Origin of the sequence: Aequorivita aurantiaca (assembly GCF_030410135.1) — a bacterium.
In the GTDB taxonomy this organism is placed as follows: Bacteria; Bacteroidota; Bacteroidia; order Flavobacteriales; family Flavobacteriaceae; genus Aequorivita; species Aequorivita aurantiaca.
In genome coordinates this window covers 271,382-291,971 of sequence record NZ_JAUGQQ010000001.1, presented here as the reverse complement: position 1 = coordinate 291,971, position 20,590 = coordinate 271,382, and the positions used below count along the sequence as shown (strand labels likewise).

General features: G+C 41.4%; 12 protein-coding genes. 8 read left to right on the top strand and 4 right to left on the bottom strand.

Translation table 11 applies throughout. From position 1 onward, the window contains the following. The first annotated feature begins 61 nt into the window (after positions 1-61). Complete coding sequence (locus QRD02_RS01370) at positions 62-1,051, top strand: acyl-ACP desaturase (RefSeq protein WP_290253099.1); 990 nt, start codon at positions 62-64, stop codon at positions 1,049-1,051. Positions 1,052-1,171: 120 nt separating this feature from the next. Here QRD02_RS01370 and amaB read toward each other — a convergent pair whose 3' ends face one another. The 3 genes from amaB to QRD02_RS01355 all read right to left on the bottom strand — a co-directional run bounded on the left by amaB (position 1,172) and on the right by QRD02_RS01355 (position 4,044). Next, positions 1,172-2,725 carry an L-piperidine-6-carboxylate dehydrogenase gene (amaB, locus tag QRD02_RS01365; RefSeq protein ID WP_290253098.1) on the bottom strand — a complete coding sequence of 518 codons (1,554 nt, stop codon included), beginning with the start codon at positions 2,723-2,725 and terminating at the stop codon, positions 1,172-1,174. A 203-nt stretch (positions 2,726-2,928) separates the two neighbouring features. Then, on the bottom strand, positions 2,929-3,465 hold the full coding sequence (locus tag QRD02_RS01360; protein WP_290253097.1) for a 3-hydroxyanthranilate 3,4-dioxygenase: 537 nt from the start codon (positions 3,463-3,465) through the stop codon (positions 2,929-2,931). A gap of 69 nt (positions 3,466-3,534) precedes the next feature. Next, a complete protein-coding gene (locus QRD02_RS01355; protein WP_290253096.1) occupies positions 3,535-4,044 on the bottom strand; it encodes a CAP domain-containing protein in 510 nt (169 codons plus the stop codon). Between the two features lie 202 nt (positions 4,045-4,246). On the opposite strand from QRD02_RS01355, the gene QRD02_RS01350 reads away from it, so the two are divergent. From QRD02_RS01350 to pbpC, 4 genes are all read left to right on the top strand, one after another. Next, positions 4,247-5,311, top strand: coding sequence for an isoaspartyl peptidase/L-asparaginase family protein (locus QRD02_RS01350; RefSeq protein WP_290253095.1), 1,065 nt, complete (start codon positions 4,247-4,249; stop codon positions 5,309-5,311). Between the two features lie 63 nt (positions 5,312-5,374). Then, a complete protein-coding gene (locus QRD02_RS01345; protein WP_290253094.1) occupies positions 5,375-10,993 on the top strand; it encodes an alpha-2-macroglobulin family protein in 5,619 nt (1,872 codons plus the stop codon). Positions 10,994-11,116: 123 nt separating this feature from the next. Continuing rightward, complete coding sequence (locus QRD02_RS01340) at positions 11,117-11,449, top strand: GIY-YIG nuclease family protein (RefSeq protein ID WP_290253093.1); 333 nt, start codon at positions 11,117-11,119, stop codon at positions 11,447-11,449. A gap of 183 nt (positions 11,450-11,632) precedes the next feature. Continuing rightward, on the top strand, positions 11,633-13,936 hold the full coding sequence (gene pbpC, locus QRD02_RS01335; RefSeq protein WP_290253092.1) for a penicillin-binding protein 1C: 2,304 nt from the start codon (positions 11,633-11,635) through the stop codon (positions 13,934-13,936). 63 nt (positions 13,937-13,999) lie between these two features. Here the strand turns inward: pbpC and QRD02_RS01330 are convergent, their stop codons facing one another. After that, positions 14,000-15,520 carry a T9SS type A sorting domain-containing protein gene (locus QRD02_RS01330; protein WP_290253091.1) on the bottom strand — a complete coding sequence of 507 codons (1,521 nt, stop codon included), beginning with the start codon at positions 15,518-15,520 and terminating at the stop codon, positions 14,000-14,002. A gap of 250 nt (positions 15,521-15,770) precedes the next feature. On the opposite strand from QRD02_RS01330, the gene QRD02_RS01325 reads away from it, so the two are divergent. The 3 genes from QRD02_RS01325 to QRD02_RS01315 are packed head-to-tail and all read left to right on the top strand — an operon-like array spanning position 15,771 to position 20,578. Beyond that, positions 15,771-16,259 carry a GbsR/MarR family transcriptional regulator gene (locus QRD02_RS01325; RefSeq protein ID WP_290253090.1) on the top strand — a complete coding sequence of 163 codons (489 nt, stop codon included), beginning with the start codon at positions 15,771-15,773 and terminating at the stop codon, positions 16,257-16,259. Between the two features lie 11 nt (positions 16,260-16,270). Further along, on the top strand, positions 16,271-17,407 hold the full coding sequence (locus QRD02_RS01320; protein WP_290253089.1) for an efflux RND transporter periplasmic adaptor subunit: 1,137 nt from the start codon (positions 16,271-16,273) through the stop codon (positions 17,405-17,407). A gap of 21 nt (positions 17,408-17,428) precedes the next feature. Then, positions 17,429-20,578 carry an efflux RND transporter permease subunit gene (locus QRD02_RS01315; protein WP_290253088.1) on the top strand — a complete coding sequence of 1,050 codons (3,150 nt, stop codon included), beginning with the start codon at positions 17,429-17,431 and terminating at the stop codon, positions 20,576-20,578. The last annotated feature ends 12 nt before the right edge of the window (positions 20,579-20,590 follow it).

The following is a 20,590-nucleotide window of genomic DNA, read 5'->3' as shown; positions in this document are numbered from 1 at the left end:
TTCTTTATAATAAATTACACTATTGACTTATTATCTTTGTAGTTAGCTTTAAAATATAATCATGGCGCTTAAAAATATCCGGTTGGAAGTAATGCAGACTGTCGAAAAAAAAATTGATAGTTATATTGACCAATACCTAATTCCCGTGGAGGAAATTTGGCAGCCGACCGATCTTTTACCCGATTTTCAAAAGGAAAATTATATGGACGAAGTAATCCAGCTACGCGAAGAAGCGAAGGAATTGGGCTATGATTTTTGGATTGTTTTAGTGGGCGATATGGTTACCGAAGAAGCGCTACCAACCTACGAAAGTTGGTTGATGGATATGGAAGGCGTGGACCAACACGGTCGAAACGGCTGGAGCAAATGGATTCGCCATTGGACTGGTGAGGAAAACCGCCACGGAGATACATTGAATAAATACCTTTATTTATCCGGAAGGGTAAATATGAGAGAAGTTGAAATAACTACGCAACACTTAATTAATGACGGTTTTGAAGTTGGAACTGGCCGCGACCCATACCGAAATTTTATCTATACAAGTTTTCAGGAATTGGCTACGAATGTTTCGCATAACCGCGTGGGCAAAATAGCAAAGAAAAAAGGCAACAAAATGCTGGCGAAAATGTGCAATATTATTGCCGGCGATGAAATGCGCCACCATTTGGCCTATCGCGAATTCGTCAAAACAATTTTTGAATATGATGCCAGCGAAATGATGTTGGCATTTCAAGATATGATGCAGAAAAAAATCATTATGCCAGCCCAAAATCTTCGACAAAGCGGCGGAAAAATGGCGTCGGCTTTTGATGATTTTAGTAATGCGGCGCAGCGATTGGGCGTATACACCACTTTTGATTATATCGATATTCTTGAAAAATTAAATGCCCATTGGGAAATTTCAAAAATAAGTGGCTTGACGGATGAAGCCGAAAAGGCGCGCGATTATCTCTTAAAATTACCCTCGCGAATGATGCGGATTGCAGAACGCATAAAAATTCCGGAAGATGCCAATCGTTTTAAGTGGGTTGAGCCGAATGGGGTGGTGTAAGCCCCCTAACCCCCAAGGGGAATTGCTATGAAAATGATACCAAAAAAAGCCTCACAAATCTTAGAGATCTGTGAGGCTTTCTTACGCTATCTCCTCCCCTTCGGGGAGGTCGGGAGGGGCTTACAAATCAAATTTAATTCCTTGCGCTAAAGGTAGTTCAGTTGTATAATTAATTGTGTTTGTTTGTCTGCGCATATAAATTTTCCAGGCATCGCTTCCGCTCTCTCGACCGCCACCGGTTTCTTTTTCGCCACCAAAAGCACCGCCAATTTCGGCGCCGCTCGTGCCGATATTCACGTTTGCAATTCCGCAATCACTTCCCGAATGTGAAAGGAAACGCTCGGCCTCGCGAAGATTATTGGTCATAATTGCAGAAGAGAGTCCCTGCACAACACCATTTTGAATTTCAATGGCATTTTCAACATCGCCGGTATACTTTATAAGATATAAAACCGGCGCAAAGGTTTCGTGCTGAACTATTTCGAAACTGTTTTTAGCTTCAGCAATTGCTGGTTTTACGTAGCAGCCGCTTTCGTAGCCTTCGCCTTCCAAAACGCCACCTTCAACGATAATGTTTCCACCTTCGGCAACTACTTTTTCAAGGGCTTGGTTATACATTTTCACGGCATCTTTATCGATAAGTGGACCAACGTGGTTTTTTTCGTCCAAAGGATTTCCGATCTTCAATTGCTTATAGGCATCAACCACGGCATCTTTCACTTTGTCATACATACTTTCGTGAATAATCAGTCTTCGGGTTGAGGTACAACGCTGGCCGGCAGTTCCGACAGCGCCAAATACAGCTCCTATTACGGTCATTTTTATATCGGCATCGGGAGTAACAATAATTGCGTTATTTCCGCCCAATTCGAGTAATGATTTTCCTAAACGGGCGGCAACAGCTTGCGCAACAATTTTTCCCATTCTAATGGAACCGGTTGCTGAAACCAAAGGCACGCGCTTATCGTTTGTCATCATTTCACCCACTTTATAATCGCCGTTTATAAGGCAAGAAATTCCTTCGGGTAAATTGTTATCAGCGAAAACTTTCGCTGCTATTTTCTGACAGGCAACTCCGCATAAAGGAGTTTTTTCCGATGGTTTCCAAACGCATACATTGCCGCAAATCCAAGCCAATGCTGTGTTCCAGGCCCAAACTGCTACTGGAAAATTAAAGGCTGAAATAATCCCAACCACGCCCATTGGGTGATATTGCTCATACATTCTGTGGCCGGGACGTTCGCTGTGCATCGTCAATCCGTGAAGCTGGCGGGAAAGGCCCACCGCAAAATCGCAGATATCAATCATTTCCTGCACTTCGCCCAATCCTTCTTGGTAGCTTTTTCCCATTTCATAGGAAACCAATTTTCCAAGGGGTTCTTTTAATCTTCGCAATTCTTCCCCGAATTGGCGAACAATTTCGCCACGTTGCGGAGCCGGTTTCAATCTCCAAGTTTTGAAAGCCGAAGTTGCGCTTGCCATTACTTTTTCGTAATCTTCTTTGGAAGTGGTACTCACCTTGGCGATTAGTTGGCCATCAACGGGAGAAAACGAAGAAATTTCCTCTCCATTTGAAAACCATTCGCTTCCGGTGGAAGTGCCTTGGTTTGATTCCTTGATTCCTAATTGTTCCAAAGCTTCTTCGATACCGAAGCTGGTTGTTGTTGCCTGCATATATTTATGATTTTTAAATATTCCCGTGAAGGCGGGAATCTCATTGTTATAGTATTTCTTCTTCGACTTCCATTTATAATAAACTTCGACGAAAAATTTTTGATAAATCTTATTAAGATTACCGCCTTCGCGGCAAGTGGGCAAAGGTACACAATCGACTGAAGAAAGTAAAAAGAAACAGTATCTGTTTAGGAAATACGCAGTTAATCTTGAATGAATCGTGGGTCGGCTTCCATTATTGTTCCGCATCTATCGCAAGTTCGCAACTCTTTGCTTCCATAGAAATGCTTAAAATGTTTCAGGAAATCGGTTTCAATATCGCTTAAGGGGAAGTAAACTTCATACAATTTATTGTTGCAGTTGTCGCAGAACCAAAGCAAGCCATCTTTTCCGTCCAGATCTTGACGTTTTCTTTCAATTACCAAACCTATTGAACCTTCGCTCCGGCCAGGTGAATGTGGCACTTTTCCGGGATGTAAATACATATCGCCTGGCCCGAGTTCCATCACTTTCTTTTCTCCATTTTCCTGGATTGCAACTTGAATATTTCCTTCCAATTGATAGAAAAGTTCTTCCGTTTCATTATAATGGTAATCCTTTCTGGCATTGGGACCAGCGACAATCATTACAATATAATCATCAGATTCAACATAAAGGTTTTTATTGCCGACGGGAGGTTTCAGAAGGTCGCGGTTTTCTTCAACCCATTTATTTAAATTGAAAGGTTTTTTAATAGCCATTGCCGTATTTTTAGGATGTTACCATCGTAAAAATACGGCAATTTGGGCTAATAGAAAAAGGAAGTGAGGTTACTTTCTATAAAAGAGTTGAGTGAAATAGCTGCGGCCCTTTTCGCATTTCATCACACCAAAACCAGTGTGGGTATAATTTCCCTCAATAACTGCCTTATGGCCGGGGCTTTTTAACCAGGCTTCCACCACCTTTTCAGCGGTTTCATATCCATACGCTACATTTTCCCCAACAACTTCAGCATTGTCGTGATATTTAATTCCTTCTGAGCGGTACCCGAAATTATCGTGGTTTATTTGCTCCTTTTCAATCATATATTCAGTATGGTCCACAGCGAAAGCTGAAGCATATTGGGTGTCCATTTTTAAGGTAGAAAGTCCTAAAGAGGTACGGTGGCTATTCACAAGACTTAGGATTTCACTGGACATTTGACTGTCATTTCTTTGAGCTAAGGCCAGATCAATATCATATTTTACGGCTTCAACTTCAACAGAATCCTCTTTTGAGCAAGAGGTGATTACCAGACATAGCAGCGCCATGGCAAGTAGGTTACTTTTTAGTAGGTGCATAATTGGGGCAACATCAAATTTGGGGCATGATGTTGGTTCAAATATATAAATTTTTTTAAATGAAAGTGCCTTTAAACGAAAAAAAGTTACACTTTATCGTTGAAATTGATATTTTCATATAGTTTGAATTTACCCGAACTTTGCCTAAGTGCCGTAAACATTGTATATTTCGAAGATTATTAAAAGAATAGAAATGATACGAATGATAAAAATTTTAACATATTCAATAATCGGATTTCTCCTTTTGGGGTGTAAAAATGATAGGAATGAAAACTCGAAAGAGGTAAATGCAACGAAAAATTTAATAGAAAATACTGAAAATTTCGGAATCGTAATCCACGGAGGAGCCGGTACAATCTTAAAGGAAAATATGAGCGATTCCTTGGAAGCCGCTTATATGGAAAAATTAAAGGAAGCTATTTCAAAAGGTTATGAAATTCTGAAAAACGGGGGCACATCCCTAGATGCTGTAACCGAAACTATTAATGTAATGGAGGATTCACCACTTTTCAATGCGGGAAAGGGCGCTGTTTTTACCCACGAAGGTTCAAACGAACTTGACGCTTCAATAATGGATGGAAAAACCTTGAATGCCGGTTCAGTTGCCGGGGTAAAACATATAAAAAACCCAATAAATTTAGCAAAGGATGTAATGCTGAAAAGTGAACATGTTATGCTTTACGGTGCGGGAGCTGAAGAATTCGCCCAAAGTTTAGGCTATAAAATGATGGACACTTCCTATTTCTACACACAAAATAGGTATGAATCCCTGCAGCGTGTTATGGAAAGGGAAAAAGCTCAAAACGATAAAAAAGTTTCTTTTGAAGATCCCTTCATTAAAAACTCGAAATTTGGAACCGTGGGTTGCGCGGCCTTGGATAAACACGGAAATCTTGCCGCCGGAACCTCGACCGGCGGAATGACCAACAAACGCTGGAACCGCATTGGCGATGCCCCGATAATTGGTGCAGGAACTTATGCCAATAATGCAACTTGCGCGGTTTCTTCAACCGGTTGGGGCGAGTATTTCATTCGTTCGGTTGTTGCCTATGATATTTCGGCCTTGATGGAATATAAAGAATTGACTTTGCAGGAAGCCGCCCACGAAGTTATTCAGAAAAAAGTACCGGCTCTGGGTGGTGACGGGGGAATCGTGGCCATCGATAAGGATGGAAACGTGGCAATGGAATTCAATACTGCGGGAATGTATCGGGCTTCAATGAATAGTGAAGGTGGGATCGTAATTAAAATTTACAAAGAGGAATAAACGGTCTGTGAATTGATAGATATTCGTTTTTTCAATTACATTTAATAGCCAAAATCTTCATTCATGAAAATACTGCAGCGACTATTAATTCTTTCGGCAATAATTTTTATTGCTTCCTGCAAAGACAAAGACAAACATTCCGAAACTGACAATCTTTTCAAATTCAAGGAATTTATTTCTTATAATACATACGGAAATCAATCCGTTACCACAGATATCCGGATTGGACTTGCAAAACCCTTGGAACAATTTGAGTTGACCCAAGAACTTTCCGCAGAAGAATACTTAAAAATTTCACCTGCTACAAAAGGAAAATTGATTGTTGAAAACGGCAAAACCCTAATCTTCCGACCTTCGGAATATTTAAAACCTGACACGGAATACACCGTAACGGTAAAACTGAATAAATTTTACGAAGACATTTCAAAGGATTTTAAAACCTACACTTTCAGTTTTCACACCATTACCCCAAATTTTAAAGTTGATTTGGGAAACCTTCAAAGCTACAGTAAACAATGGCAATATCTGGAAGCATCGGTTGAAGCGTCCGATGTTATTTCGTTGGAAAAGGTCAAACAATTGGTTTCGGCTTCGCAGGGAGGTAAAAAATTAAGGCTGAAATGGCCCGAGGAAAGCAATGAGGCGAAGTTCTTCAACTTTAAAATAGACAGTATAAGCCGTAAAATGGAAGATTCCGAAATTCTAATTAAATGGGACGGAAAACCAATTGGCGCAGAAAACAAAGGTGAAAACACCTTTGCAATCCCCGGACAAAATAATTTTACAATCGTCGATATCAGCAGTACGTTGGCGCCCGCGGCGCTGTTAAGTATCAACTTTTCAGATCCTTTGCTGGAAAATCAGGATTTTGCAGGCTTGGTAACTATTGAAAACACGCAGGATTTGCGTTACGAAGTCAACGGAAATGTACTAAATGTGTATCCTCCAAATCGCGTTGTGGGCGACGTAAAAGTCACCGTTTTCACGGGAATAAAAAATACCGAGGGCTTCGGATTGAAGAAGGAATTTTCAGAATTGGTTTCTTTCGAGCAATTAAAACCTGCAGTACGGATGATTTCCAAAGGCGTAATTCTTCCGAATTCTGCAACAACGCCGGTTTATTTTGAAGCGGTAAATCTTTCAAAAGTCGATGTTCGCATCATTAAAATTTACGAGAAGAACCTACTCCAATTTCTTCAAAGTTATAATTTGAATGATAACAATACCTACGATATTAAACGCGTCGGAAGAAGGATTGCCAAAAAAACCATCACCCTTAAAAATGACGATTTCAGCAATAACGGCAGTTGGAAAGCCTACGCCATCAATCTTTCGGAATATTTTAAGGCAGATCCCGGTGCTATTTATCAGTTGGAATTCAGTTTCAAAAAGGATTACATTACTTATGATTGCAGCGAAACGACTTCAGCCATTATCGAGGATAATGAAGAAGAAGGTGACGCATATGAAGATGAATATTACGAAGAAGATCCCTATTACGCCAACGATAACACCGAGGATGAAGAAATTCGCGAAGAGCGCTATTGGGACAATGAAATTTACCGCTGGAGAAATTACACCTATAATTGGGAGCAGCAGGATAATCCGTGCCACCCCGCATATTACAACGAAGAGCGCGTAGTTACAGCAAATATTTTGGGCTCCGATTTGGGCCTGATCGTGAAAAAAGGCAACAACCGTTCGTATCATTTTTTCGCAACAAACCTAATTTCCGCGAAACCTGAAGATGGCGTAAAGGTGAAACTTTTCAATTATCAGCAGCAACTAATCGAAACAGTAACCACGGAAAGCGATGGAATCACGCTTTATGACGGCACCAAAAATGCCGCTTTCGCAGTGGCGCAAAAAGGAAACAATTATGCCTATGTAAAACTGGAAGACGGAAATGCCCTTTCCATGAGTAATTTCGACATTTCTGGAAAAGAACTGCAACGCGGTCTTAAAGGTTTCATTTATACTGAACGCGGCGTATACCGTCCCGGCGATAGCATTCACCTTACTTTTGTGTTGAACGACAACGCAAATCCGCTGCCAAAAAACCATCCCGTTACGCTTTCAATAACCGATGCTCGCGGAAAACTCGTTCAAAGAAGTGTTTTAAATTCGAATAATTCTCAAACAGTAGTTCCCCCTTCGGGGGCCAGGGGGCTGAAGGGCTTCTATTATTTCCCAATCGCAACGGACGCTGCGGCACCTACGGGCAATTGGAACGCCACAATAACGGTTGGTGGCGCGCAATTTTCGCATACCTTAAAAGTTGCGACCATTAAACCGAATCGTTTAAAAATAAAGCTGGATTTTGAAGACGAAATCCTCGACGCCACAAAGCCCGTAAAGGGAACTGCAAGCGCAATGTGGCTTCACGGCTCGCCTGCGCGTAATTTGAAGATTGATATGTCCGCTACGCTTCGCGCCAGCAATTCCGCTTTTTCGAAATATCCAAAATACAATTTCATCGACCCAATCCGAAAATTTGAGGAGGTTGAAATTCCGGTTCTGGATGCGCAACTTTCTTCGGAAGGAACAACTTCTTTCAACCAAAAAATAGAAGTTGGAAAAAGTGCGCCGGGAATGTTGAAAGCTACTTTCTTAACGAAACTGTACGAAGGCGGTGGCGATTTTTCAATGGATATTTTTTCAAAGGATTTAGCGCCATTCTCACATTTCGTCGGTTTGAAATCTCCCGAAGCCGGCCGTTACGGCTCTTATTTTACAAGTGAAAACACAAACTTTGATGTTGTTTCCGTGGATGCCCAAGGCAAAGCTGCAGCAAATCGCGAACTGGAAGTAAAAGTTTTCCAAATTGAATGGCGTTGGTGGTGGAATCGCGGGGAGGACAATCTTTCAACCTATGAAAATTCAACCGTGCATCGTCCAGTTAAGGAATTCACCGTAAAAACCGATGGTAGCGGAAAGGGAAAATTCACAGTAAATATTCCCGAAGAGGAAGGTGGACGCTATTTAATTCGCGTAATTGATAAACAATCCGGCCACGCAACAGGGCGTATAACATATTTCTACAGAAATTGGTGGCAACGCCCAAGCGACGGCGATGCTGAAAGTGCGCGGATGCTTCTTTTTTCGGCAGACAAAGAAAAATATAATGTGGGCGAGGAAGCCTTTATAACTTTTCCATCGGGAAGTGAAGGCCACGCGCTGATTAGTGTTGAAAATGGTACCGAAGTTTTGGCAACGCATTGGATTGAAACCAAAAAAGGCGAAACGAAAGCGGCGATAAAAATCACAAAGGAAATGGCACCGAATATTTATGTGAATATTTCGCTACTGCAGCCGCATAGCCAAACTAAAAACGATTTGCCAATACGGCTTTACGGCGTTATTCCGCTTTGGGTGGAAGATCCTTCAACGGTGCTTCACCCTAAAATCACTATGCCTGAGGTTTTAAAACCAGAGAAACAATTTACCATAAAAGTTTCCGAAGAAAACAACAAACCGATGACATACACAATTGCCGTCGTGGACGAAGGTTTATTGGATTTAACCCGCTTTGCGACGCCCGATATTCACGAAGCGTTTTACAGCCGCGAAGCCCTGGGCGTAAAAACCTTTGATATGTTCGATTACGTGATTGGCGCGTATTCCGGCAGTGTGGATAATATTTACGCAATTGGCGGCGGCGATGCGGCGTTGGGTGCAAAAAACCGAAAAGCGGACCGGTTTAAACCGGTTGTAAAATATCTCGGCCCGTTTCAATTGGCAGCCGGAATAACAGCAACGCATAATATTATAATGCCAAATTATATAGGTTCAGTTCGGACGATGGTAATTGCGGGCGACAATGCAAAAGGTGCGTATGGAAGTGTCGAAAAAACTACGCCAGTCCGCACGCCATTAATGGTGCTGGCTTCGCTTCCGCGGAAATTGTCGCCGGGCGAAACCGTTACGCTTCCCGTTACCGTTTTTGCGATGGAGAATAAAGTGAAAACCGCTATGATTACTGTGAAAACTGGCGATGCACTGAAACCGAAAAACGGGGTTTCAAAAACCGTTTCTTTCAGCAGTCCGGGGGAACAGATTGTCAATTTTGAATTCGATGTTTTACCAAGGAAGAAATTTCAAACCATTGAGGTAACTGCTTCCGGCAACGGCGAAAAAGCGAGTTATAAAGTAGAAATTGACGTAGAAAACCCGAACCCCATTTCGCAAAAAGCCACGAATTATACTTTGGACGGAAGTGCTTCGCAAACCATCACTTTTGAAACCTTTGGCGTTCCCGGAAGCAATGCCGCGATGCTTGAATTTTCAACCTTGCCGCCGATGGATTTCGGCAAACGAATGGAATATTTGATCCATTATCCCTACGGATGCATTGAGCAGACTACTTCCTCTGCATTTCCGCAGCTTTATTTGGCAGATGTTTTCGACATAACTTTCGAAAAAAAGAAAGAAATTGAGAAAAACGTAAAAGCCGCAATTGAACGGTTGGGCCGATTTCAACTCCCCAATGGCGGACTTTCGTATTGGCCCGGCGAACGGGAAGCGGATGAATGGAGTACCAGTTATGTGGGTCATTTTATGCTCGAGGCCAAGCAAAAAGGGTATGCGCTGCCCATAAGTTTTATGAGCAATTGGTTGCTATACCAACAAAATGCAGCACGCCAATGGCGAAATAGTTATAAGGTTTATAATTCCAGTTTAACGCAGGCTTATCGGCTTTACACAATGGCGCTTGCCGGAAAACCCGAACTTGCCGCCATGAATCGACTTCGCGAAAGCAAGGAATTGAGCAATGATGCCAAATGGCGTTTGGCAGCCGCGTACGCTTTGGCAGGAAAAAAGGAAGTTGCGCAACAGATTGCACGAACGGCGAACATAAATTTCGTTCCGCAGAAGTATGATTATTACACTTATGGCTCGCCTTTCAGAAATAGGGCGATGGCTATGGAAACTTTGGTTTTATTGGGCGATTCGAAACAACGCGATTTAGCGATTTCCGTGGCAAAAGATTTGTCATCCGGAAATTGGTACAGCACTCAGGAAACTTCGTATGCGCTGATGGCAATGGCAAAAATGGTTGCCAAAAACGGTGGAAAAGCGATGGAACTTACGTTTACGAATGGCGGAAAATCGATTGAGGTAAAAACTGATCGGGCTATTTCCCAGCGCGATCTTTCGTTTGTAATGGGAAGCAATTCCGTTTCGGTGACCAACAAAAAAGGAAATGTGGTTTACATTACGCTTTCGCAAAGAGGAAAGTTACCTCTTGGCAAGGAACTCGCAGAAAAACGAAATCTTTCCATTAAATCTGAATATTTGGGAGGTGATGGAAAACCAATAGACGTTACAAAATTGCGACAAGGAACCGAAATCATAGCAAAAGTGATTGTTACAAATACTTCAAGCGATTGGATAAATAATGTTGCTTTGGCAAAAATCTTCCCAAGCGGTTGGGAAATTGTAAACACAAATTTTTCTGAATTAGGCGGCGGAGCAAGTGGAAATGCGCGATACACAGACATTCGCGACGACCGAGTGAATTTTTTCTTCGATTTGAAAGCTGGTGAAACTAAAGCGTTTAGTGTAAAGTTAAATGCTTCCTATTTGGGGACGTATTATTTGCCCGGAACGCAGGTTGAGGCTATGTATGACAATAGCTATTATGCGAGGAATAAAGGGATGTGGGTTACTGTGGAGTTATAAGTTGATGCGTAGGTGTATGGGTCTTCGACAAGCTCAGACTGACATTCGTAATATTAAATATAAATTGAATTAAGTTGTCACGCTGAGCCTGTCGAAGCGCTGTATGATGAAATAAATTCAAAGATGAAATTTTACTTTACATATATTCTGCAATGTTCCGATAATTCCTATTACACTGGAATGACTAATGATTTGGAACGAAGACTTGAGCAACATAATGAAGGTAAAAAGAGAGATTGCTATACTTTTAATAGAAGACCCGTTGAATTGAAATGGTATATACAATGTACAAATCCAACAGAAGCAATAAAAATTGAAAAGCAAATAAAGGGTTGGTCGCGAAGAAAGAAAACATCATTGATTCAAGAAAATTGGCAGGATCTGATTAAATTTTCAAAAAATTATACTGAATATGGACATCCAGATTCACGAGAGTCTTCGACAGGCTCAGACTGACACTAAAAGACAAAATTATAAATTGAAATGAATTGTCACGCTGAGTTTGTCGAAGCGTATCCTTGACGGTCTTCGACAAGCTCAGACTGACAGACGTATTCATTATTATTTTTAGAATTTAAATTGAAATTTTCTTATATAAATAGCTATTTAAAAAAACATAAAATAAAACTCAGCATCCTGATGATTTTATTCATGCTTTGGCTATTCTGCCTTCCATCCCCATTATTCAACGTTCCAACCGCAACGGTTGCTGAAAGCAATAGCGGACAGATGCTCGGCGCGCGGATTGCGGACGATGGCCAATGGCGATTTCCGAAAATGGATTCCGTGCCGGAACGGTTTGAAAAATGCATTCTTTATTTTGAGGACGAACATTTTTATTGGCATCCCGGTTTTAATCTGGTTTCAATTTCAAAAGCACTTTGGAACAATCTTACCAGCGATTCCCGCCGCGGCGGAAGTACGATTACGCAACAAGTAATCCGACTTTCCCGCCAAAATAAAGGGCGCACTTATTTTGAAAAAGTGATTGAAATTTTTCAAGCTACGCGTTTAGAAGCCGGTTACAAAAAGAAATCAATTCTGAATTTATATGCTTCGTACGCACCTTTCGGTGGAAATGTGGTGGGGCTCGAAACTGCTTCGTGGCGCTATTTTGGAATTCCCGCGAGCGAACTGAGTTGGGGGCAATCCGCGGCATTGGCAGTGCTTCCCAACGCACCATCGCTTATTTTTCCCGGGAAAAACGAGGAAATTCTAAAACAGAAAAGAGATGCATTGTTGCTAAAACTTTTTCAAAATGAAGTATTTGATAAAACTACATTTCAATTGGCCGTGGATGAAATGCTTCCCGGAAAACCGTTGCCTTTGCCTGAATTTGCACCACATTTAACCGAAAAAATACGAAAGGAGCATCCCGGAAAACGTATTGAAACCACGATTGATTTTTCGCTTCAAAAAAAAGTGAACAATATTGTTAAGGAGAACAATTATATTTTGAGCCAAAACCAAATCCACAACCTTGCCGTTTTGGTTTTGGATGTGAACACGCGGGAAGTATTGGCATACGTTGGTAATGCCCCAACAACCGCCGAGCACAACAATTTTGTGGATGTTATTGAAAAACCGCGAAGCACGGGCAGTATTTTAAAACCGTTTCTTTTTACTTCGATGCTCGATGCTGGCGAAATTCTTCCGAATACGTTGGTGGCAGATATTCCAACTTCGGTTAATGGGTACACGCCAGAAAATTTCGATAAGCAATTCAACGGCGCAGTGCCCGCAAGCGTTGCACTTTCCCGTTCGCTGAATATTCCCGCGGTCCGGATGTTGCGTGATTTTGATTTGCAGCGTTTTTATAATGTTTTGGGCAAAATTAATTTAAACGAAATTGATAAACCTGCGGATTATTACGGACTTTCCCTAATTCTCGGCGGTGCGGAAAGCAGTTTGTGGGATATTACAAAAGCCTATGCGGGAATGGCTTCCACTTTAAATTTCTTCAATAATTCTTCCAGCGAATATCGGAAAAATGAATTTGTGGAACCGGTTTATGTAAAGAATCACGATGAAATTGACTTCGGAAAAATCCAACAAAAACCTTCCGTTTGGAATGCTGGGGCAATTTACGAAGCCTTTGAAGCGATGGAAAGAGTGAATCGCCCAAGCGGGGAGGAAAACTGGGAATTTTTCACAAGCAGCCAGCCGCTTGCTTGGAAAACCGGGACGAGCTACGGATTTAAGGATGCGTGGGCAGTTGGGGTTACGCCAAAATATGCAATAGGCGTTTGGGTGGGAAATGCCGATGGCGAAGGCCGTCCGGGATTAACGGGAATTCAAGCTGCTGCGCCAGTTTTGTTTGATGTTTTGAATGTTTTGCCGCAAAGCGGTTGGTTTAAAATTCCGTATGACGAATTGGTTGAGGTTGAAATTTGCACTAAAAGTGGGCATCTTGCCGGACTTTTTTGCGAAGAAATTAAGAACGAATGGATGCCAAAAAACGGAACAAGAACAGAAGCGTGCCCATATCATCAAACGGTATTTTTAAATGCTTCGGAAAATTTTCGGGTGAATTCGTCGTGTTATCCGCTTTCGGAAATGGTTCAGAAAAATTGGTTTGTATTACCGCCGGTGATGGAATATTATTATGCCCAACTTCACCCGGAATATAAAATTCTTCCACCTTTTGCACCCGATTGTTTGCAGGACGGGGAAAAGTTGATGGCTTTTATTTATCCGAAGAAAAATGAGGCGGTTCTGCTTCCGAAGAATTTTGATGAAAATGTGAACGAAGTTATTTTCAAACTTGCGCACCGTTCGCCGGAAACCACTGTCTTTTGGTATTTGGATTCGGAATATATTGGGATGACTGAAACCTTTCACGAGTTGGCAGTTTCGCCAAAGCCCGGAAAATATTTATTGACAGCTGTGGATGCGGAAGGTAATGAGCTTCGGGAAAAAATCGAAATTAAAACGCTTCAATAATTAACCAAAAAAAAGAGACTACCTAAAAACAGATAGTCTCTTTAGAATTTTAATTCGAATGAATTATTGCTTTACAAAACGCACTACGCTTGATTTGTTATCAGAATTAAGTTTTACCAAATAAGTGCCCGAAGCCAAAGCAGAAACATCAATCTGTCCTACTTTTTGAATTTCGGAAGTATATACTTTTTTGCCCAAAACATCATAAATAGCAACTTGGTAGTTTGAAGAAGCATCGCTTAATTCAATTGTAATTTGCTCATTTGCAGGATTTGGGTATAAACGGAATTCTACGTTTTCATTGTCCGCAATACCCAAGGTTTCGTTGGTATATCTTGCCACGACGATTTCAGAATCATCACCTCCTGCGGAATATGAGTGACCCGCTAAAATAATTTTGTTATCTGGTTGCAGTGCGATGGCATAACCGTGGTCTTCTTTTCCATCATTATCTGTGCTCACTTTTCCTGCATTTCCAAAGGTAGAATCCAAGGTGCCGTCAGTATTAAAACGAATCATTGCGAAATCATAATCGAACTCTTTCACTGTACGGCCTGCTAAAACTACTTTGTCATCTGCCTGTATGACTAGACCGTTGGCATAATTGGCTTCATCTACAATTTGCGTTGTAGTCACTCCATTATTTCCATAAGTAGTATCAAGACTTCCGTCCGTATTTAGTCTTGCCACTGCAAAATCATAACTAAGTCTTGGGTTGCTTGTAATGTATGTGTGTCCTCCCAATACAATTTTTCCGTCAGATTGAATTCCCAAAGCGGTTGCAATATCATGGTCAATACCGAAGTTAAAAGCAACCTTTCCATCAGTTCCGAAACTATTATCTAAGGCGCCATCAGCGGTTATTCTTGCAGCCGCCATTTGATATCGACCTCCTGAAATAATGCTGAATCCACCCATTACGATTTTACCGTCATTTTGAAAAGCAATATCTTGGGCATAGCTAGAAGAGGAAAATGCTATAATGGACCATCCATTTGTACCGAAGCTAGTATCCATTGTGCCGTCTGTATTGAATTTTGCAATGGAAAAGTTATTGTCGGAATCTCCGGCCATATAGATTTTGCCATCATCTGCAATTAAAAGGGATGCTGCAACATCGCTCGCGCCGGAATTTGCAATTACAACACCGTTTGTGCCGAAAGAGCTATCAAAAGAACCGTCTGCGTTAAGTCTTGCCAAAACGAAATCACCGGTAACGTTATCCCAAGTTCTCGCGCCAACAACTATTTTTCCATCATCTTGAAGCGCAACATCCATTCCGAAAGACTTTGCGGTTGGGATAGTAATAGTAGCATTTCCGCCGGTTCCGAAAGAAGTATCTAAAGAACCATCGGCATTAAAACGGACAACCGTGGCTTTATAGGTTGCTGGTTCGCCTGAATCGCCCACAACAAGAATTTTACCGTCAGGCTGAACTTTGGTAGCCGTTGCAAAATTGTATGTTGGGGAAACCTGTGTGGTTGCAATTCCGTTGTTGCCAAATGATGTGTCTAAAATTCCAGATTGCGCGTGGGTAAAAGTTGTTATTGCCAATAGCAATACTGAGGTAAAAAATTTCTTCATTATAAATATTTTAAAATTGAGGCACGAAAGTACTAGTAAAGTAAAGGGTTGCGGTAAAAAAATTCAAAAAAGTCTTTATAATTTCCGAATTTCAAAAGACTTTGAGCACTTTTCTTATTCAACATTATTTTGAATAGACCCCACAAAAACCTCCCTTTTAAAATTTAACAGAAATTTATAATTTAATTGGTTCGGTAGTTTCCGAACCAATCGTACATTTGCCGTCTGAAAAAATTAAACTTCAGTTATTTTGACTAAAAGAAAAAATTTAATTGAGAAATTGGGGGTGTACATAGAGTGCAAGGAACAGATTGCACCTCTGGCGGCCCGAATTCTCGCAACACTTATTTTAACGGGAAAACAAGGAACCACTTTTGAAACCTTAGTTTGTGAACTTGGTGCGAGTAAAAGCACAATTTCAACACATCTCACTACCCTTCAGGCCGCTCAAAGAATTACTTATTATACCAAAACTGGAGATCGGAAAAAATACTTCATTTTAATTCCGGATGCAATGATTCATTCAATGACTGTAATGTTGAAAAACTGGAACAGTGAAAAAAATTTGCATTTGGAAATAATGGAATACAAAAAGGAAATAAATGAATCACTTTCAAAAGATTCCGATGAAATCTTCGATTTGGAATTCCATACCGATTATTTGGAGTTTTTAGAGCAGGCAAGTGCTTCCATTGAAAAACTTAAAATGAAACTTACCGAGAAACATACAAACAATTAATTAAACCAATAATGAAAAAGAAAAATCTGATCTATTCCCTTCCCATAATTTTAGGAGTGTTGCTATTGTTTTCCTCCTGTGGTGATGATAAAAATGCACAACAGGCACAAATGGCACAACGGGCGCCAATGTTACCGGTGGTTGCAATCCCCACCAAAACCGTGACTGCATACACTACCTATCCCACGAGTATTGAGGGCATAACAAACAGCCAGGTTCAAGCGAAAATTTCGGGATACATTACCGACGTTTTGGTGGATGAGGGCCAAAAAGTGAAAAAAGGACAAACACTTTTTAGGTTGGAAACCCAAACCCTGAGCCAAGATGCTGGTGCCGCGCGTGCTAATGTAAATGCCGCCCAAGTTGAGGTTGATAAGTTGAAACCTTTAGTGGAGAAAAACATCATCAGCAAAGTGCAGTTGGAAACCGCCAAAGCAAAATTGGAACAAGCCAAAAGCGGCTATAACAGCATTGCCGCAAACATTGATTATGGGAATATAAAAAGCCCAGTGGATGGATATGTGGGCTCCATTAATCTTCGGAAAGGTGCATTGGTGAGCCCTTCATCCCAAATTCCATTGACAACTGTGGCTGATATTAGTCAGGTTTATGCCTATTTTTCAATGAATGAAAAGGAGTATTTAGATTTCATCCAAAACGCCGAAGGAGAAACTATTGAAGAAAAGATCGAAAAATTTCCGAAAGTGCAATTGGTATTGGCTAATGGCAGTTTATATGAAAAGGAAGGCACTATTGAAACCATTAATTCACAGGTGAATCCAAATACGGGAACAATTTCCTTTCGAGCCGTTTTTGACAACCCATCGCGTATTTTAACCAATGGTAACAGCGGAAAAATAAAGGTTCCAAAAGTTTTTACTGAAGCGATAGTGGTACCACAAGAAGCTACATTTGAGCAACAGGGAAGTGTTTATGTTTACAAAGTGGGGCAGGACAGCACCGCAACCTCCACAAAAATAAATGTTGTGGCCGATGTTGAAAATCTTTTTGTGATTGATGCGGGACTAGAAAAAGGTGATAAAATTGTAGCAAAGGGTGCAAATAAACTTCGGGGAAATACAAAAATAGTACCTCAGGAAATGCCTTTTGACAGCATTGCCAAACCAATTGAAAAAGTTTTCAGATAACCGTTTTAAGAAAAACCAATCATGTTAAAAACATTTATAAACAGACCCGTACTCTCTACGGTTATCTCGATAATTATAATAATACTGGGGGTTCTAGGTCTAATGAACCTTCCGGTTACTCAGTATCCCGATATTGCCCCGCCCACGATTCAAGTGAATGCTTCCTATCCCGGAGCGAGCGCGGAGACAATTCTTGAAAGCGTTATAATTCCGCTTGAAGAACAAATTAACGGGGTTGAGGGAATGACCTATTTAACCTCCACCGCGACCAATACCGGTTCGGCTTCTATCAACGTTTTTTTCGATCAGGATGTAGATCCGGATATTGCAGCAGTAAACGTTCAAAACCGCGTGGCACGTGCCAATTCATTGCTACCACAAGCGGTAATTCAAACTGGGGTAACCACTTCAAAGCAGCAGACTTCTGCGCTGATGTTTCTTTCCTTCTACAGTACGAACAAAGATTATGACGATACCTATCTTCAGAATTATTTAAAAATAAATGTGATCCCAGAATTGCAGAGGGTGAATGGGGTTGGTGATGTAAGTGTTTTCGGGGGAAAGGATTATTCCATGCGCATTTGGTTAAATCCGCAAAAACTCGCGGCCTACAGTTTGATGCCTTCCGATGTTGTTGCCGCTTTAAAAGAACAAAGTTTGGAAGCTGCTGCCGGGGCATTGGGCGAAAATAATGGGGAAGCATTTTCATATACCATTAAATATTCCGGACGTTACAAAACCGAACAACAATACAGCGATATTGTAATTAAGGCGTTGGGGAATGGCGAATTTTTGAGACTGAGCGATGTTGCAAAAATTGAACTCGGGGCGCAATCATACGCCGGAGGTTCGGTGACCAATGGTTATCCGGCGGTAAATATGGGGATTTTCCAAACCAAGGGCTCCAATGCCCAGGAAATTATTGATGCCATAAAAGTTGAATTGGAAAATGTGGAGGCAAATCTTCCCGAAGGCATTACCTATTATATTCCGTATGACACCAATAACTTTTTGAACGCTTCCATTGAAAAAGTGGTAACTACATTAGTTGAGGCATTCCTCTTGGTTTTCCTCGTAGTGTTTATCTTTTTACAGGATTTCCGTTCCACTTTAATTCCCGCAATCGCGGTCCCCGTTTCAATTATCGGAACGTTTTTCTTTCTGAATTTATTCGGCTATTCCATAAACCTTTTAACGCTTTTCGCATTGGTATTGGCCATTGGTATTGTGGTAGATGATGCCATTGTGGTCGTCGAGGCGGTGCATTCAAAGATTGATGAAGGCGAAAAAAGTGCCAAAAAAGCTTCGCTCAATGCGATGCACGAAATTTCCGGCGCCATTGTTTCCATTACTTTGGTGATGTCTGCCGTGTTTATTCCCGTAACTTTTATTAAAGGTCCAACGGGCGTATTTTACGAACAATTCGGGGTAACCTTAATTGTGGCAATTATCATTTCCGCAGTAAACGCGCTTACGTTAACACCAGCTTTGTGTGCCTTATTTTTGAAAGGTCACGATGAAAAACAGAACAGCAATAAACCAGGCTTTATTCAGAAATTTTTCAACGGCTTCAACAGAGGTTTTAAGGCTACCGTGAACAAATACGGTAAATCCGTTCATTATTTATACCGTCACAAATGGATTACAGTATTCATTTTGCTTTTGGCGGTGGGCGGAATTATTTGGTCTTCTTCCGTAACAAAAACGGGATTTGTGCCCGATGAAGATCGCGGAATTGTATTTATGAATATGGAACTTCCCGCGGGATCTTCCATTGACAGAACCCACGAAGTGAACCAAATTCTATATTCCAAAATAAAGAATCTTCCCGGCGTTCAAGGGGTTTCGGTTATTGATGGCCGAAGCTTGATAAGCGGCGCCGGAAGCAACTACGGTCTCGGATTTATTCGCCTTGACAATTGGGAAGATAGGAAAGATGAATCTCTTTCCGTTGAATCAATTACAGGCCAACTTTTCGGCATTGCCGCCCAGATTCCGGAGGCGCAGATTATTTTCTTTTCGCCGCCAAGTATCCCAGGTTTTGGAAACTCTGCGGGTGCCGAGCTCAATTTATTGGATCGTTCGGGAGGAAGTTTTACCGATTTGGATAAAGTAAACCAGGAATTTTTAGGAAAATTAACGGAGCGCCCTGAAATTCAATACGCACAATCATCCTTCAACACGCGTTACCCGCAATATGAAATGACGCTGAACGTACCTTTGGCAAAGGAAGCCGGGGTTTCGGTGCAATCTATTTTTAATACCCTTCAAGGTTATATTGGGAGTATTTTTGCTGCAGATTTTTCGCGCTTCGGAAAACAATACCGCGTTTATGTGCAGGCATTGCCCGAAGATAGGGCCGAGGAAAGTGATTTAAACAGCATTTATGTGAGAACGGCAAGTGGCGAAATGACACCTATCACACAGTTTGTCTCGCTAAAAAGAGTTTACGGGCCACAATCCGTAACCCGTTTTAACCTCTTCAATTCAACCAAAGTTACCGCCGCTACAGCGCCAGGCTATAGTACGGGCGACGTGATTAATGCCGTGGAAGAAGTAAAGCAGACGCTTCCAAGTAATTTTGATATTGCGTATTCCGGACTTACTTTGGAAGAAAAAAACGCCGGAAACCAAACTACCATGATTTTTATACTGTCGTTGGTTTTTGTGTACTTCCTACTCGCCGCCCAATATGAAAGTTATTTATTGCCATTTTCGGTATTGTTATCATTACCCGTTGGCGTATTCGGCGCATATATTACCACGCAGCTTACGGGCTTGCAGAACAACATTTATTTCCAGATTGCGCTCATTATGCTTATTGGACTTCTCGCGAAGAATGCAATTCTTATTGTTGAATTCGCATTGCAACGAAGAAAGCAGGGTGAATCTATTTTAGATGCGGCAATTGATGGCGCAGAAGCGAGATTGCGACCCATCTTAATGACTTCGTTCGCTTTCATATTTGGGTTGATGCCGTTGGTGCTTTCTAGCGGAGTGGGCGCCTCGGGTAACCGTTCCATTGGTACAGGAGCCGTTGGCGGTTTGTTGATAGGAACAATTCTGGGGGTTTTCGTAATCCCGATTCTGTTTATCTTTTTCCAATGGTTACAGGAAAAAGTAAGTAAAACACCGCAACCCGTTGTTGAGCAAACGGAAGACGAAAACTAAAAAGATATTCGA

What these genes read in the sequence shown, in the direction of transcription:
- QRD02_RS01345 (WP_290253094.1), top strand. Translation starts at nt 5,375, where the DNA reads ATGAAAATACTGCAGCGACTATTAATTCTTTCGGCAATAATTTTTATT.
- QRD02_RS01315 (WP_290253088.1), top strand. Translation starts at nt 17,429, where the DNA reads ATGTTAAAAACATTTATAAACAGACCCGTACTCTCTACGGTTATCTCG.
- QRD02_RS01360 (WP_290253097.1), bottom strand. Translation starts at nt 3,465, where the DNA reads ATGGCTATTAAAAAACCTTTCAATTTAAATAAATGGGTTGAAGAAAAC.
- QRD02_RS01320 (WP_290253089.1), top strand. Translation starts at nt 16,271, where the DNA reads ATGAAAAAGAAAAATCTGATCTATTCCCTTCCCATAATTTTAGGAGTG.
- amaB (WP_290253098.1), bottom strand. Translation starts at nt 2,725, where the DNA reads ATGCAGGCAACAACAACCAGCTTCGGTATCGAAGAAGCTTTGGAACAA.
- QRD02_RS01355 (WP_290253096.1), bottom strand. Translation starts at nt 4,044, where the DNA reads ATGCACCTACTAAAAAGTAACCTACTTGCCATGGCGCTGCTATGTCTG.
- QRD02_RS01350 (WP_290253095.1), top strand. Translation starts at nt 4,247, where the DNA reads ATGATAAAAATTTTAACATATTCAATAATCGGATTTCTCCTTTTGGGG.
- QRD02_RS01340 (WP_290253093.1), top strand. Translation starts at nt 11,117, where the DNA reads ATGAAATTTTACTTTACATATATTCTGCAATGTTCCGATAATTCCTAT.
- QRD02_RS01330 (WP_290253091.1), bottom strand. Translation starts at nt 15,520, where the DNA reads ATGAAGAAATTTTTTACCTCAGTATTGCTATTGGCAATAACAACTTTT.
- pbpC (WP_290253092.1), top strand. Translation starts at nt 11,633, where the DNA reads ATGATTTTATTCATGCTTTGGCTATTCTGCCTTCCATCCCCATTATTC.
- QRD02_RS01370 (WP_290253099.1), top strand. Translation starts at nt 62, where the DNA reads ATGGCGCTTAAAAATATCCGGTTGGAAGTAATGCAGACTGTCGAAAAA.